The organism is Kribbella shirazensis, from assembly GCF_011761605.1.
Lineage (GTDB): Bacteria > Actinomycetota > Actinomycetes > Propionibacteriales > Kribbellaceae > Kribbella > Kribbella shirazensis.
Genome location: NZ_JAASRO010000001.1, coordinates 896,212 through 910,297, shown reverse-complemented (window position 1 = coordinate 910,297; position 14,086 = coordinate 896,212). Strand labels below are relative to the sequence as shown.

The window sequence follows — 14,086 nt, the reverse complement described above, 5'->3', positions numbered from 1 at the left end:
TTCCGCAAAGTAGATAATAGTCTCCGCAATACGGAAAAGAGGAGGCTGTAGTGAGCCTGGATGACCTGATGAGCGAGCTCGACCGCCGGCTGGCCGCCGCGGACGCGGCGCTGACGGCCGACTACCGCGGTGATCGCGGCGTCCGGCAACCCGTCCACACCGTCTACGTCCCGGCCGACCGGTACGACGTACGCACGGCCGGCGACTGGGCCGCGCAGGCCCGCGCGGCCCTCGACGCGTACGGCGGATCGCCCGCGGAGTTCGCGAAGGTGCTGGACCTGCCGCCGGAGTTCGCCGACGAGATCCACGACCGTGTCCGGGCCAAGCTCGACCGCGAGCCGATCGAGGACCTCCGCATCGACTTCGAGGACGGTTACGGCAACCGGCCGGACGACGAGGAGGACGCGGTCGCGATCGCCGCCGCGCAGACACTGGCCGCCGGCAAGCAGACGCCGTACTTCGGTCTGCGGATCAAGTCGCTGGAGGCGCCGACCCGGCGTCGCGGCGTGCGGACACTCGACCTGTTCCTCGAGCACCTGGGGGCGATCGACGACGGCTTCGTCATCACCTTGCCGAAGGTGACGTCGGTCGAGCAGGTCGAGGCGATGGTTCTCGTCCTGGAGACGCTCGAACACGACCGCGGCCTGCCGCAGTTGAAGTTCGAGATCCAGGTCGAGACCCCGCAGGCGATCCTCGGCGCGGACGGTACGGCACTGATCGCCCGCATGATCAAGGCCGGCGGACCGCGCGTCACCGGTCTGCACTACGGCACCTACGACTACTCCGCCTCGCTCGGCGTCGCCGCGGCGTACCAGAGCATGGAGCATCCGGTCGCGGATCATGCCAAGGACGTCATGCAGCTCGCCGCGGCCGGCACCGGTGTGTTCGTGTCCGATGGCTCGACCAACGTTCTCCCGGTCGGCGACGCCGTCCACGACGCGTGGCGGCTGCATTTCCGGCTGGTACGTCGTTCGCTCGCCCGCGGCATCTACCAGGGCTGGGACATGCATCCCGCGCAGCTCCCGACCCGCTTCGCCGCGACGTACCTGTTCTACCGCGAAGGCTTCGACCAGGCCGCGCAACGCCTCCGCGCGTACCTGGGCCACGGCGAGTCCGGGTACCTCGACGAGCCGGCCACCGCAGCCGCCCTGGCCGGCTTCGTACTGCGCGGCATAGAGTGCGGCGCGATCGAGACGACCGAGTTCGACACCGCCGATCTCGCCAGACTCGCGCGCCGGGCGGTCCCGGAGAGCTAGCCTCGGCGACATGCGACTGGTTGCGGAGTTCACCACCGAACCCTTCGATGTCGACGAGGGTGCGCCGCCCGCGCACGCCACCGAGGCGTTGCGGGCGGCGGAGGCGGCTGGGCTCGACTGTGAGTTCGGCCCGCTCGGTACGCAGGTCAGCGGCGAGCAGCAGCTCCTCCTGTCCGCCCTCCCGGAGGTGCTCGACGCCGCATTCGCAGGCGGCGCGAGCCAGGTGACGTTGCAGGTACGGCGCGATGCCTGAGCCGCACCCCCTGGTCCAGGCGATCACGCCGCTCGTCGAACGGCTGAACGCCCAACTCGTCGAGCCCGCGGACGCCCGCGCCGACGACGTGACGCTGGCGTGGGCCGGCGAGCCGGTCGTCGCCGTACGCCTGCCGTCCAAAACCCCTGAGAAGGCTCCCGAGGGTGGCGTGCAGAGCCTGCTCGCGGAAGTCGCCGAGGAGCTGGGCGGTCCGCTGCGCGACCTGTCCCGGAACGAGAAGCAGCGGGCTGTCCTGCTGCTGGAGTCACGCGGTGCCTTCGAGTACCGGAAGTCGGCGGAGACCGTCGCCGAGGCGCTCGGCGTCACGCGCTTCACCGTCTACAACTACCTGAACCGCGCCCGCTGAATTTCAACAAACTGTTGACGACGGGCCGAGCGGGTGTCACGCTCTCGTCATACGGAAAGTTGATTTCGGGATTCGAGAAGGTGTGATCGTGGATCTGGAGGAGTTCAACTCCGCTCCGACCGACCGGCTGCGGCCGGCGCTGGCGGCCTGCTGCGACGTGCCCCGGTGGGTCGACGCGATCCTCGCCCAGCGGCCGTATTTGGAACTCGCCGTACTGGCGGCGGTCGCCGACCAGGCGCTGCGCGAACTCGACGACGTCGAGGTCGATCGGGCGCTGCAGGCACATCCGCGGATCGGGGACCGTCCGCGGGGCGCGAGCACCGAGGCCGCCTGGTCACGGTCCGAGCAGTCCGGTGTCGGCGACGAGCCCGACGTACGGCAGGACCTTGCCGAGGGCAACCGTCAGTACGAGGAGCGGTTCGGCCGGGTGTTCCTGATCTGCGCCACCGGACTGTCGGCGGCACAGATGCTGAGCAGTCTGCGGACCCGTCTCACGCACGACGACGCGACCGAGGCGGCGGTTGTCCACGAGGAGCTGCGCAAGATCGCACTGCTCCGATTGAGCAAGGTGGTGGCATGAGCTCCTTGTCCACGCACGTTCTCGACACCGCGCTGGGGCGACCGGCGCAGGGCGTTCCGGTGCGGCTGTACGACGGTGACGCCGTCCGCGCGAGCGGTACGACGGACGACGACGGACGGATCGCCCAACTGGAGCCCGAGCTCGCGCCCGGCGCGTACCGCCTCTGGTTCGACGTCACGGCGTACGCGGAATCGACCGGCCAGGACTTCTTCTTTCCCGAGGTCTCCGTGACCTTCACGGTCGCCGACGAGCGGCACTACCACGTCCCGTTGCTGCTCAGCCCGTTCGCGTTTTCCACCTACCGAGGGAGCTGATCCGAGATGGCCGTCCACCTTGGAGCCAACCAGTACGGCAAAGCCGAGAACCGTGTCGTCCGCATCTACCGCGACACGCCCCGCCACCAGATCCGCGACCTGAACGTCTCGACCGCGCTCCGCGGCAACTTCGAGGCCGCGCACACGACCGGCGACCAGAGCGACGTACTGCCGACCGACACGCAGAAGAACACCGCGTTCGCGTTCGCGAAGGAGAAGGGGATCGGCGCGATCGAGGACTACGCGCTGACACTCGGCGCGCACTTCCTGGACGCGTCGCCGGCCGCCGAGGGCGCGCGGGTCGAGATCGAGGAGTACGCCTGGGAACGGATCCCGGTCGACGGTGAGGGTCACGACCACTCGTTCGTACGGACCGGTGGCGGCGTGCGGAACACGGTCGTCAACGTCGAGGGCCGGGGTGCGGAGCGGAAGGCGTACGTCGTCTCGGGGATCAGCGATCTCGTCGTCCTGAAGTCGACCGGGTCGGAGTTCCACGGGTTCCTGAAGGACAAGTACACGACGCTGCAGGAGACGAACGACCGGATCCTCGCGACGTCGCTGGTCGCGCGGTGGCGGTACGACCACACAGAGGTGGACTGGGACAAGTCGTACGACGAGATCAAGCGGCTGCTGCTCGAGCAGTTCGCGAAGATCCACAGTCTCGCGCTGCAGCAGACGCTCTACGGGATGGGCTCCGCCGTGCTCGAGCAGCACCCGGAGGTGGCCGAGATCAAGTTCTCGGCGCCGAACAAGCACCACTTCCTGGTCGACCTCTCGCCGTTCGGGGTCGAGAACCCCGGTGAGGTCTTCATCGCCGCCGATCGCCCGTACGGCCTGATCGAGGCGACGGTCACCCGCGACGACGCGAGCGACGCCGGTTCTGCCTGGCATGCGACGCCGGGATTCTGTTGAGCAGGATCGTGATCGAGGGCGCCTACGTGGCGACCCTCGATCCGGCCCGCCGCGAGTTCGTCGGCCATGTGGTTGCCGAAGGCAATCGGCTGATCGCGGTCGGGCCCGGGCCCGCTCCGGCGTACGACGACGCCCGGGTCGTGGACGGGCGCGGGTGTCTCGTCACGCCGGGCTTCGTCAACACGCACCAGCATCTGTACCAATGGGTGACGCGCGGTCTCGCCGCGGATGCGACGCTCTTCGAGTGGCTGACCAGGCTGTACCCGGTCTGGGCGCGGATCACCGAGGAGAGCGTGTACGTCGCCGCGCGAGCAGCGCTAGCAAAACTAGCGCTGACAGGATGTACGACGGTCGCGGACCATCACTACGTCTTCCCGCGGGGCGCGGGTGATCTGCTCGGCGCGGAGATCGCGGCGGCCGGGGAGATCGGCCTGCGGTTCCACCCGGCGCGCGGGTCGATGGATCGCGGCCAGAAGGACGGCGGGTTGCCGCCGGACTCGGTCGTCGAGGACCGGGACGAGATCCTCGCCGCGACCGAGGCCGCGATCGACCGCTGGCACGACCCGTCGCCGGATTCGATGCTGCAGCTCGTCGTCGCGCCGTGCTCGCCGTTCAGCGTGAGCGGGGAGCTGATGCGCGAGTCGGCCGAGCTGGCCCGGCGTCGCGGCGTACGGCTGCACACGCATCTCGCCGAGACCACCGACGAGACGGAGTGGTGCCTGAAGACCTTCGGGTGTACGCCGCTCGAGTACGCCGAGCGGCTCGGGTGGACCGGGCAGGACGTGTGGTTCGCGCACGGCATCCACTTCGACGACACCGAGATCAAGCATCTCGGGAGCACCGGCACCGGCGTGGCGCACTGCCCCAGCTCCAACGCCCGCCTGGGCGCCGGTATCGCCCGCACGGCCGACCTCCGCACCGCCGGAGCGCCCGTGGGCCTGGGCGTAGACGGTGCCGCCAGCAACGAATCCGGCAGCCTCGTCGAGGAGCTCCGCCACGCCCTCCTGTTCGCGAGAGCCCGCGGCGGCCCGCAGTCGCTCACCGTCCGAGCCGCCCTGGAAATGGCCACCCTCGACGGCGCCCGCATCCTAGGCCGCTCCGACGACATCGGCTCCCTGGAGCCCGGCAAGCTGGCCGACCTCGCCGTGTGGGACCTCACCACCCTCGCCCACGCAGGCATCCCCGACCCGATCGCCGCCCTGACCCTCTCCACACCCCCACCCCTGAAACTCCTCCTGACCAACGGCACCCCCGTCGTAGAACACGACGAACTCCAAACCGCCGACGAGCCGCCCCTCGCCACCGCCGCGGCGCGCACCCAAGCCGAGCTCTGCCGCTGATTGCGACAACCCCCGGGGTCGCGGAACACGCCGTACCGTGTCCCGCGACCCCGGCGGTTGTCCACAACAGCGCAAAGGCGTGTCCGGAGGGCGGGTGACGCGTGCACCTTCTTGGGCATGAACAGACGACTGGAAGTGATTGCGGCCAGCCGCGGCGGGTGGTTCACGCGCTCGGACGCGCTCGCAGCCGGGTACAGCGAGGGCGAGCTCCGGCAGCGCGTGGACCGCGGACAGTGGCTCAGACTGAGCTTCAACTCATACGTCGAGCCGCAGGCCTGGCCAGCGGACGAACCGCCCTGGGAACGCGCGATCCGGCTCCACCTGCTGGCCGTGCGGATGGCGAGCGAACGACTCGGCGACGTCGTCGTGAGCCATCAGTCCGCGGCGATGCTCCACGGCTTGCCGGTCTGGGGGACCGACCTGTCGCGAGCACACTTCACCCGCGTGGCGTCCGGCCGCGCTCGCAGTAGCCGGACGGTCCAGGTGCATCGCCGGACGACAGCGGCCGACGAGGTGGTGGAGCTGGGCGGACTCAAAGTCAGCACAGTCGATCGCGCGATCGTGGAGACGACGTGTACGACGTCGTACGAGGTCGGCGTGGTGCTGGCCGACGCCGCACTCCGGATGCGGTTGACGACCCGGGACAGCATGGCTGCTGTCGTGCAGCGGCACCGGCGCTGGCACGGCTCGCCGGCCGCGCTGGCCGCCGTACAGTTCGCGAACGGTCTGAGCGAGTCGGTCGGCGAATCGCGCTTCCGCGTCCTGATGGCGAACCACGGTTTGCCCACGCCGGAGCTCCAGGTGGAGATCCGGGACCACGCCGGCCGCTTGATCGGGCGGGTCGACTTCCTGCTCGGGGGCGTGCTCGTCATCGAGTTCGACGGCGCGTTGAAGTACGGCGACACCGCGGACGCCGTACTCGCGGAGAAGTGGCGTGAGGACCGTCTGCGCGAGCACGGGTACGGAGTACTCCGCTTCGGCTGGCCGGACCTGGATCGCCCGCACGACACCGCCGACCGGATCTGGCGAGCGTGGCGGCGACATGCGGCAGGGTCTGGGAACACGCAATAGCGTGTCTCCAGACCCCGGTAGTTGTCGGCATCAGTGCTGCAGGAGCTCCCCGTTGATCCAGACGGCCTGGACGTCGGCGGGGGTGCCGAGGGTGAAGATGCGGGCCAGGGCTTCTTCGGTGTCTTCGGCGTGGGTGATGCCTACGGCCAGGGTGGAGCCTTCGGCGGGGCGGAGGAGTTGGGCGTCGAAGTGGTTGCCTACGGAGAGGTGGCCCACCTGGGGGAGATCGAGGGCCTCCGCGCCTGCTGTGGTGGCCAGGTAAAGGAGGTGGGCGGCGGTCAGGGGGCGGCCCTGGTCGCCCATGAGTTGCTGGCAGAAGTACGCCTGCAGGCCCTCCTTCAGCAGTGAGAACCCGGTGCCGGCGCCGACGTCGGAGCCCAGCGCCACGCGCACGCCGTACTGCAGGTGTCGGTGGAGTGGGAAGAGCCCGCTGCCGAGCGCCGCGTTGCTGGTGGGACAGTGGGCGACGGTCGCGCCGCTGGTGGCGAGTGTCTTGAGTTCCACGTCGGTCGGATGGACGTTGTGGGCGAGCACGGTACGGCGATCCACCAGGCCGTGCCGGTCGTACGTCGTGACGTAGTCGCTGCCCCCGAACAGGTCGGCGACCGACGCGATCTCGGCCTCGTTCTCGTTCACGTGCGAGGTGAACAGTGCGCCGGGGATCGCTTCCATCAGTTCGTGGCAGGTCGCGAGCAGGTCGTCGGTGCACGAGAGCGAGAAGCGGGGCGTCACGGCGTACCGGTTGCGGCCGACGCCGTGCCAGCGGTTCGCGAGGGCGAGCGACTCGGCGTACGCGCGGACCGGGGTGGTGAGCAGCTCGGGCCGCAGCAGTCGGTCGCTGAGGACCAGGCCGCTCGTGATCCGGAGGCCGACCTTCGACGCGGCGTCGAAGAGCGCGTCGACCGCGTCGGAGTAGTGCGCGCCGAAGACGAGCGCGGACGTCGTACCGGCCGCCGCCAGCCCGCGGACGAACTCTCCTGCCACCCCGGTCGCATACGCGACGTCGGCCATCCGCGCCTCCTCCGGAAGCGCGTACCGGTCGAGCCACTCCAGCAGCGGGAGCCCGAGTCCGCCGACCGCGCGGATCTGCGGGAAGTGCACGTGGGTGTCGACGAATCCGGGGAGTACGACGCCGTCGCGCAGGTCCACGACCTGTACGGCGGGATGCGCCTGCCGGATCTCCGCGAACGGGCCGCGGGCAACGATCAGCCCGTCCTCGACCAGCAGCCCCGCGTCGGTGTCGACGCGCAGGCCGGCGCCGGCGAACGGGTTCTCCGGCGTGTCGATGAACGTGCCACGGTAAAGAGTCATGCCTTCGCCTCACGCTGAGCCGGCGCGGGGCGACGCACGGCAGTACGGGCCGAACCGGTGTGCCGGTCGGCGGATGGTGCCGGAGCGGACTGCCGCTCCGCGGTGAACCTCTGCAGGAGCCAGGCCGCGACACTCACCGCGATCACGGCAGGCTCCTTGCCGCTGAGCTCCGGAAGGCCGATCGGCGTGGTGATGCGAGCGATCGCCTCGGCCGAGTTGCCGTCCTCGGCCAGCTTCCGCTGGAAGCGGGTCCACTTCGCGCTCGACCCGATCAGGCCGATCGTGGACAGCGCATCGGTGCGGATCGCCGCGTCACACAGCGCCGCGTCCTCCGCGTGGTCGTGCGTCATGATCACCGCGTGCGTACCCCGCGGGAGCTCCCCGACGACCAGCTCCGGCAACACCGGCACGTTGTGAACATGTACCTGCGCCACCGCATCGTCCAGCACGGACAACCGCTCGACCGTCAGCTGATCGGCCCGCGTGTCCACCAGGTGCAGCTCGAGGTCGTGCCGCGCCAGGATCCGCGCCAGCTCCAGCCCCACATGGCCGATCCCGAAGATCGCCACGGAGGGCACCACCGGCAACGGCTCGAGCAACAGCTTCACCTCACCGCCACAGCACTGCACGCCGTGCTGGTACGGCGCTTTGTCGGACAACGCCGCCGTCAGCACTTCCGGGGTCGTCACACCGTCGGCGATCATCTCCCGCGAACGCTCGACGCCCAGCGCCTCCAGGTTCCCGCCGCCGACCGTCGACCAGACGTTGTCGGCAGCAACGACCATCTTCGCGCCGGCCTCCCGAGGAGCATGCCCGCGAACGGACATCACCGTGACGAGAACGCCCGGACGACGTCCGGCTCGCAGGAGTTGGACAGCCTTGACCCACTCCATCTCACCCACGCTCCCGCTCTGCGGGGAAAGCAGCGGCGCGCGCCTTCTCCACGGCCCAGTACACGGCCTCAGGGGTGGCCGGGGACGGGAGGTCGACGCTGGTGCCGGCCGGGCCGAAGGCGGCGGCCGCCTGGCGTAGTGCTTCGCGGACCGAGAACGCCAGCATGAGCGGCGGTTCGCCGACGGCCTTGGAGCCGTAGACGGCGCCCTCCTCGTGGGCCTTCTCCAGCAGCCGTACGTTGAAGACCTCCGGCATCTCGGAGAAGCTCGGAAGTTTGTACGTGCTGGCCGCCTGGGTGGACAGCCGGCCGGAGGTCGCGTCCCAGCGGAGGTCCTCGAGCGTCAGCCACCCGGCGCCCTGGACGAACCCGCCCTCGATCTGGCCGATGTCGATCAGCGGGCTCAGGCTGTCGCCGACGTCGTGCACGATGTCGACCCGGCGCAGCGTGTACGCCCCGGTGAACCCGTCGACCTCGACCTCGGACGCCGCGACGCCGTACGCGAAGTACTTGAACGGCTCGCCGCGCATCGCGTTCGCGTCCCAGTGCAGACCCTCGGTCCGGTAGAACCCGGCCGCCCACAGCTGCACCCGCTGGTGGTAGGCGAGATTGACCAGCTCGTTCCAGTCCACACCGTCGCCGGACAGCCCGCGGACGACGCCGTCCACGAACCGCACGTCCGACGGGCTGATCCCGAGCCGTCCGCCGGCGACCTGCGCCAGCCGCTCGCGGATCTGCTCGCAGGCGTTCTTGATGGCCGCGCCGTTCAGGTCGGCGCCCGAGGACGCCGCGGTCGCGGACGTGTTCGGCACCTTGTCGGTCCGCGTCGGCGCCAGCCGTACGCGCGCCAACGGCAGCCCCAGCGTGGTCGCCGCGACCTGCAGCATCTTCGTGTGCAGGCCCTGCCCCATCTCTGCGCCGCCGTGGTTGATCAGCACCGACCCGTCCTTGTAGACGTGGACGAGTGCCCCGGCCTGGTTGAACGCCGTCAGGTTGAACGAGATCCCGAACTTCACCGGCGTCATCGCCAGACCACGTTTTACGAAAGCGTGTGACGCGTTGAACGCCTCGATCTCCGCCCGCCGTCCGGCGATGTCCCCGCCGGTGAGCACCTGGCTCCAGCACGACTCCAACCGGTCCGCGTGCCGCACCGGCTGCCCGTACGGCGTGGAGTCGCCCGGCTGGTAGAAGTTCCGCCGGCGCAGTTCCGAGCCGTCGTACCCGAGCAGCGGAGCGCAGCGCCCGAGGATGTCCTCGATCACCAGCATCCCCTGCGGCCCACCGAATCCGCGGAACGCGGTCTGCGACGTCTTGTTCGTCTTCGCGATCCGCCCGTCCACGCGTACATGCGGGATCTCGTACGCGTTGTCGATATGGCACATCGCGCGCGCCAGCACCGGCTCGGACAGGTCGAGGCTCCACCCGCCGTCCGACGTCAGCGTCGCGTCCAACGCCAACAGCCGACCGTCGGCCGAGAACCCCACGGTCCACGAGGTGTGGAACCCGTGCCGCTTCCCCGACATCGTCATGTCCTGTGTGCGGTTCAGCCGCAACCGCACCGGCCGCCCGGTCAGCGTCGCACCCAGTGCGGCGATCGCGGCGAACCCGTGCGGCTGCATCTCCTTGCCGCCGAACCCGCCGCCCATCCGCAGGCACTGCACCGTCACGGAATGACTGGCCAACCCGAGCACATGCGCAACGATTTCCTGCGTTTCCGAGGGGTGCTGCGTACTCGACTGCACGAAGATCTGCCCGTACTCGTCCACCTGCGCCAACGCCGCATGCGTCTCCAGGTAGAAGTGCTCCTGCCCGGCGAACTCGAACTCGCCGCGGAACACGTGTTCCGCGCCGGCCAACGCCCGCTCGACATCGCCGCGTTCCAGATGCCGCCCGACGCCCTGGAAGCTGCCCGCCGCGATCGCGTCGCGCACCGTCACCAGCGACGGCAGCGGCTCGTACTCGACCTCGACCGCCAGCGCCCCGAGCCGCGCCGCCTCCAGCGTGTCCGCCAGCACCCAGCACACCGCATGCCCGTTGAACATCACCTCGTCCGGGAACAACGGCTCGTCGTGCTTCACCCCCGCGTCGTTCACCCCCGGTACGTCGTCCGCGGTCAGCACACGCACCACACCAGGTACGTCGTACGCCGGCTTCACCCGCAGCGCGGTCACCCGGGCGTGCGCGTGCGGCGACTGCACCGGCCAGGCATGCAGGACGTCGCGCGTCCGCATCACCAGATCGTCGGTGTACAAGGCGGTTCCGGTCACGTGCAACGCGGCGCTCTCGTGCGGCAGCGGTACGCCGACCACGGCAGCGGCCGGTCGCTCCGACAAGGAACTCATGCGTGCACCTCCTCGAAATAGAAGCGCAGGAGCGATTGGCCGAGCATCGCCGAGCGGTACGACGTACTCGCGCGGTGATCGTCCATCGGCGTACCCTCCGCCGCCATCACCCCGGCCGCGATCCGTACGGTCTCCTCGCTCCACGGCCGGCCGATCAGCGCGGCCTCGGTCTCGCGGGCGCGCAGCGGGGTCGCCGCGACACCGCCGAGCCCGATCCGCGCGTCCCGGATCGTGCCGTTCACGACATCGACGGCGTACCCGATCGCGACGCTCGAGATGTCGTCGAACCGGCGTTTGGCGATCTTGTGGAACGCGGTCATCGGCGCCAACGGCAACGGGATCACGATCGTCTTGATCAGTTCGTCCGCGGCCTTCACGGTCTGCCGGTACCCGGTGAAGTACTCGGCCAGCGGCACGGTCCGCTCACCGCGGCTGGATGCCAGCACCAGCCTCGCATCCAGTGCCAGGAGTGCGGGTGGTGTATCTCCGATCGGTGACCCGGTCCCCAGGTTTCCTCCGATCGTCGCGCCGTTCCGGATCAGCCGCGACGCGAACTGCGGGAACATCTGGGCGAGCAGCGGGACACGCCCGGCCAGTCGCCGCTCGATCTCGGTCAGCGTCAGTGCGGCGCCGAGTCGTACGTCGTCGTCCCCGAAGCTGAACTCGCGCAGCTCCTCCAGGCGGTCGATCGCGACGGTCAGCGGTGGGCGTTCGCCGAAGATGTTCACCTGTACGCCGAGATCGGTCGAACCGGCAACTACCACGGCGTCGTTCCGTTCGCCGAGGACAGTTAGCGCTTCGTCGAGCGAGGCGGGGCGGAGGAACTCGCCCTCCGGGGAGATCATTCCGGTCGGTGCGGGCGGGGGCGGGGACGAGGCCTGCCTGGCGGCGAGGGTGTCGTTCGGCGCCGGGTTGTCCAGGGCGTACGCGGCGTCGCGGATCGGCCGGTAGCCGGTGCAGCGGCACAGGTTGCCGCTCAGCGCGTGCAGGTCGAACCCGTTCGGCCCATGCTCGTGATCCTCACCAACCGATCGGTCCTCGCCGGGCGCGCACGCCGTACGGCCCGGGCGGTAGTACTCGGCCGCCATGCTGCAGACGAAGCCTGGTGTGCAGTAGCCGCACTGGGAGCCGCCGCGGACGGCCAGTTCCTTCTGGACCGGGTGCAGGTCGGCGGGCGAACCCAACCCCTCGGACGTGATCAACTCTTGCCCGTCCAGCGCGGCGATCGGCAGCAGGCAGGCGTTCACCGCGGTCCACTCGGTCGGCGCGTCTGTGCCGGGGCGGGCGACGAGCACCGAGCACGCACCGCACTCACCTTCCGCACACCCTTCCTTGGCGCCGGTCAGGCCGCGGTCCCGCAGCCAGTCCAGGACGGTCGTGTGGACGGACACGTCACCGATCGCGGTGACCTCACCGTTCACGGTCAGCGCAGGAGAGCGCAGTACTTGCGTAGTCATCGGTTGGTGCTCCATCGGGTGCGCGCACTGTGGATCGGGTTGGCGTCGGAGACGAAGTCGTCGAAGCGGTAGCCGGCGATCTTCGCGATCTCGAGCAGCGCCGCGGCGTGCTCCTGGTTCTCGCAGTTCCCCAGCCGTTCGCGGCCCTGCTCGACGATTCGCTCGTACGACTCGGCGTCCCGCACCGAGATCACCAGCGGGAACCCGAACCGGTCTTCGTACGCCGAGGTGATCGCGGTCAGCTCGTCCCGCTCCGGGTCGCCCAGGAAGGTCAGGCCCTTGTCGGACTGGTCGCGCAGCGACGCCTCACCGCTGAGGCCGTCGGCGACGAACTGCGAACCGAGCCGCGGGTACGCCTGGATCAGCTCGCGCTGCTCGTCGCGCGATCCGGAGAACAGCGCCTCCTGGAACGAGCGCCGCAGTGCGTGCGTGTCGGCGTACGGCCGCATCTCCCACGCCCGCTCGACCGCCCACCGCGGACCCTGGAACAGCCCGCCGAACGTCTCGACGAACTCCTCGCGGGTCATCGTGTTCACTTGGTCCAACCGGACCGTGTCACCCGGCTGACCCGCCACCGCCGGTCCGAAGTTCTTGCCGACGTGGTGGAACAGGATGTTCAGGCCGATCGCGGTCAGGCTGCCGAGCGTGATGCCGCTGCCGAAGATGATCTCGGCCCAGCCCGGCACGGCCTGCGCGACCTGCGGCTGCGCGGTCACGTACATCGCCAGGCCGACGCTGGTCGCCACGATCACGACGTTGCGGTGGTCGTGGAAGTCGACCTTGGCGAGCGTCTGGAACCCGACCACGGCCACTGTCGCGAACATCGCCAGCGCCGCGCCGCCGAGCACCGGATGCGGTACGCCGGCCACGATCGCACCGGCCTTCGGCAGCAACCCGAGCAGGATCATGATCACGCCCGCGGCCGCGACCACCCAGCGGCTGCGGATCCGGGTCAGCCGGACCAGGCCGACGTTCTCCGCGAAGCAGGTGTACGGGAAGGAGTTGAAGACACCGCCGATCGTGGTGGCCAGGCCGTCGGCCCGCAGCGCCCGGGCGATGTCCTCGCGGCCGATCCGCTTCTCGACGATCTCACCGGTCGCGAACACGTCACCGGTCGTCTCCACCGCGGTGATCAGCATGACCACGATCATCGAAATGATCGCCGCGATCGAGAACTTCGGCCAGCCGAAGTAGAACGGCTGCGTCACGCCCACCCAGGCCGCGTCGTTGACCGCGCCGAAGTGCGCGTCGCCGAACGCCCACGCCACCAGCGTCCCGACGACCAGCCCGACCAGCACGGCGATGGTGGCCATGAACCCCTTGAACACGCGCTGGATCAGGACGATCAGGGCGAGCGTGCCGAGGGCGTAGGCCATGTTCTTGCCGCTGGTCGGTGCGGCGGCCGGGCCGGCGCCGCCGACCGCGTCCCCGGCCGCGACCGGCAGCAGCGCCAGACCGATGATCGTGATCACCGAACCGGTCACCACCGGCGGGAAGAAGCGGATCAGCTTGCTGAAGAACGGCGCGATGAAGAAGGTGGCCAGCCCGGCGACCAGGACGGCGCCGTAGATCACCAGCAGACCGTTGGTCCCGCCGCCGGCCGCGAGCCCGATCGCGATCATCGGCGAGACCGCCGTGAACGTCACGCCCTGCAGGAGCGGCAGCCGTACGCCGACCTTCCAGAACCCGACGGACTGGATGATCGACGCGATACCGCAGGTGAAGAGGTCCGCGTTGATCAGGTGGATGAGCTGCTCGGTGCTGAGCCCGATCGCGCTGGCGAGCAGGATCGGTACGATCACCGCGCCGGCGTAGAACGCCAGCACGTGCTGGGTACCGTAGACGGCCAGCTTGCCCGGGGGCAGTACCTGATCCACAGGATGGCGGCTGGCGCGGGGGCTCGGTCGCAGGACTGCCTTCATCGGGACACGCTCCTCGGCTGCGTGGGGCGGGCGGTGTTTGACCTGCACCCGAGCATCGACTCAGCGCGC

General features: G+C 69.7%; 13 protein-coding genes. 8 read left to right on the top strand and 5 right to left on the bottom strand.

From position 1 onward, the window contains the following. Positions 1-50 precede the first annotated feature (50 nt). From BJY22_RS04365 to BJY22_RS04330, 8 genes are all read left to right on the top strand, one after another. Entirely contained in the window at positions 51-1,256 is a 1,206-nt protein-coding gene (locus BJY22_RS04365) for a DUF6986 family protein (protein WP_337758167.1), read from the top strand. Positions 1,257-1,266: 10 nt separating this feature from the next. Next, positions 1,267-1,509 carry a thiamine-binding protein gene (locus BJY22_RS04360; RefSeq protein ID WP_167203871.1) on the top strand — a complete coding sequence of 81 codons (243 nt, stop codon included), beginning with the start codon at positions 1,267-1,269 and terminating at the stop codon, positions 1,507-1,509. Beyond that, on the top strand, positions 1,502-1,876 hold the full coding sequence (locus BJY22_RS04355) for a helix-turn-helix domain-containing protein (protein ID WP_167203870.1): 375 nt from the start codon (positions 1,502-1,504) through the stop codon (positions 1,874-1,876). Before BJY22_RS04360 ends, BJY22_RS04355 begins: the two co-directional genes overlap by 8 nt. An 88-nt stretch (positions 1,877-1,964) precedes the next feature. Further along, positions 1,965-2,456 carry a 2-oxo-4-hydroxy-4-carboxy-5-ureidoimidazoline decarboxylase gene (gene uraD, locus BJY22_RS04350; RefSeq protein ID WP_337758166.1) on the top strand — a complete coding sequence of 164 codons (492 nt, stop codon included), beginning with the start codon at positions 1,965-1,967 and terminating at the stop codon, positions 2,454-2,456. Further along, positions 2,453-2,770, top strand: coding sequence for a hydroxyisourate hydrolase (gene uraH / locus BJY22_RS04345; RefSeq protein WP_167203868.1), 318 nt, complete (start codon positions 2,453-2,455; stop codon positions 2,768-2,770). Before uraD (BJY22_RS04350) ends, uraH begins: the two co-directional genes overlap by 4 nt. A gap of 6 nt (positions 2,771-2,776) precedes the next feature. After that, complete coding sequence (gene pucL / locus BJY22_RS04340) at positions 2,777-3,682, top strand: factor-independent urate hydroxylase (RefSeq protein WP_167203867.1); 906 nt, start codon at positions 2,777-2,779, stop codon at positions 3,680-3,682. After that, positions 3,679-5,022, top strand: coding sequence for an 8-oxoguanine deaminase (locus BJY22_RS04335; protein WP_202890989.1), 1,344 nt, complete (start codon positions 3,679-3,681; stop codon positions 5,020-5,022). Before pucL ends, BJY22_RS04335 begins: the two co-directional genes overlap by 4 nt. A 117-nt stretch (positions 5,023-5,139) precedes the next feature. Further along, complete coding sequence (locus tag BJY22_RS04330; RefSeq protein ID WP_167203866.1) at positions 5,140-6,093, top strand: type IV toxin-antitoxin system AbiEi family antitoxin domain-containing protein; 954 nt, start codon at positions 5,140-5,142, stop codon at positions 6,091-6,093. A 30-nt stretch (positions 6,094-6,123) separates the two neighbouring features. Here BJY22_RS04330 and guaD read toward each other — a convergent pair whose 3' ends face one another. Genes guaD through uraD (BJY22_RS04305) form a run of 5 tightly spaced genes read right to left on the bottom strand, consistent with a single transcriptional unit; the run spans position 6,124 to position 14,017 of the window. Continuing rightward, the gene (gene guaD / locus BJY22_RS04325; protein WP_167203865.1) at positions 6,124-7,404 is read right to left on the bottom strand and encodes a guanine deaminase; all 1,281 of its coding nucleotides are present in this window, start codon (positions 7,402-7,404) and stop codon (positions 6,124-6,126) included. Beyond that, complete coding sequence (gene xdhC, locus BJY22_RS04320) at positions 7,401-8,297, bottom strand: xanthine dehydrogenase accessory protein XdhC (protein ID WP_202890988.1); 897 nt, start codon at positions 8,295-8,297, stop codon at positions 7,401-7,403. The genes guaD and xdhC overlap by 4 nt, the downstream gene beginning before the upstream one ends. Position 8,298: 1 nt before the next feature. Further along, positions 8,299-10,638, bottom strand: coding sequence for a xanthine dehydrogenase molybdopterin binding subunit (gene xdhB, locus BJY22_RS04315; RefSeq protein WP_167203863.1), 2,340 nt, complete (start codon positions 10,636-10,638; stop codon positions 8,299-8,301). Next, a complete protein-coding gene (locus BJY22_RS04310; RefSeq protein ID WP_202890987.1) occupies positions 10,635-12,095 on the bottom strand; it encodes a xanthine dehydrogenase small subunit in 1,461 nt (486 codons plus the stop codon). The genes xdhB and BJY22_RS04310 overlap by 4 nt, the downstream gene beginning before the upstream one ends. Next, positions 12,092-14,017 carry a 2-oxo-4-hydroxy-4-carboxy-5-ureidoimidazoline decarboxylase gene (uraD, locus tag BJY22_RS04305; RefSeq protein WP_167203862.1) on the bottom strand — a complete coding sequence of 642 codons (1,926 nt, stop codon included), beginning with the start codon at positions 14,015-14,017 and terminating at the stop codon, positions 12,092-12,094. The genes BJY22_RS04310 and uraD (BJY22_RS04305) overlap by 4 nt, the downstream gene beginning before the upstream one ends. Positions 14,018-14,086: the final 69 nt, after the last annotated feature.

Bases quoted from the DNA above. Each gene is read 5' to 3' on its own strand.
- BJY22_RS04360 (WP_167203871.1), top strand. From the start codon at position 1,267: ATGCGACTGGTTGCGGAGTTCACCACCGAACCCTTCGATGTCGACGAG.
- BJY22_RS04355 (WP_167203870.1), top strand. From the start codon at position 1,502: ATGCCTGAGCCGCACCCCCTGGTCCAGGCGATCACGCCGCTCGTCGAA.
- uraH (WP_167203868.1), top strand. From the start codon at position 2,453: ATGAGCTCCTTGTCCACGCACGTTCTCGACACCGCGCTGGGGCGACCG.
- pucL (WP_167203867.1), top strand. From the start codon at position 2,777: ATGGCCGTCCACCTTGGAGCCAACCAGTACGGCAAAGCCGAGAACCGT.
- BJY22_RS04330 (WP_167203866.1), top strand. From the start codon at position 5,140: ATGAACAGACGACTGGAAGTGATTGCGGCCAGCCGCGGCGGGTGGTTC.
- guaD (WP_167203865.1), bottom strand. From the start codon at position 7,404: ATGACTCTTTACCGTGGCACGTTCATCGACACGCCGGAGAACCCGTTC.
- xdhC (WP_202890988.1), bottom strand. From the start codon at position 8,297: ATGGAGTGGGTCAAGGCTGTCCAACTCCTGCGAGCCGGACGTCGTCCG.
- xdhB (WP_167203863.1), bottom strand. From the start codon at position 10,638: ATGAGTTCCTTGTCGGAGCGACCGGCCGCTGCCGTGGTCGGCGTACCG.
- BJY22_RS04310 (WP_202890987.1), bottom strand. From the start codon at position 12,095: ATGACTACGCAAGTACTGCGCTCTCCTGCGCTGACCGTGAACGGTGAG.
- uraD (WP_167203862.1), bottom strand. From the start codon at position 14,017: ATGAAGGCAGTCCTGCGACCGAGCCCCCGCGCCAGCCGCCATCCTGTG.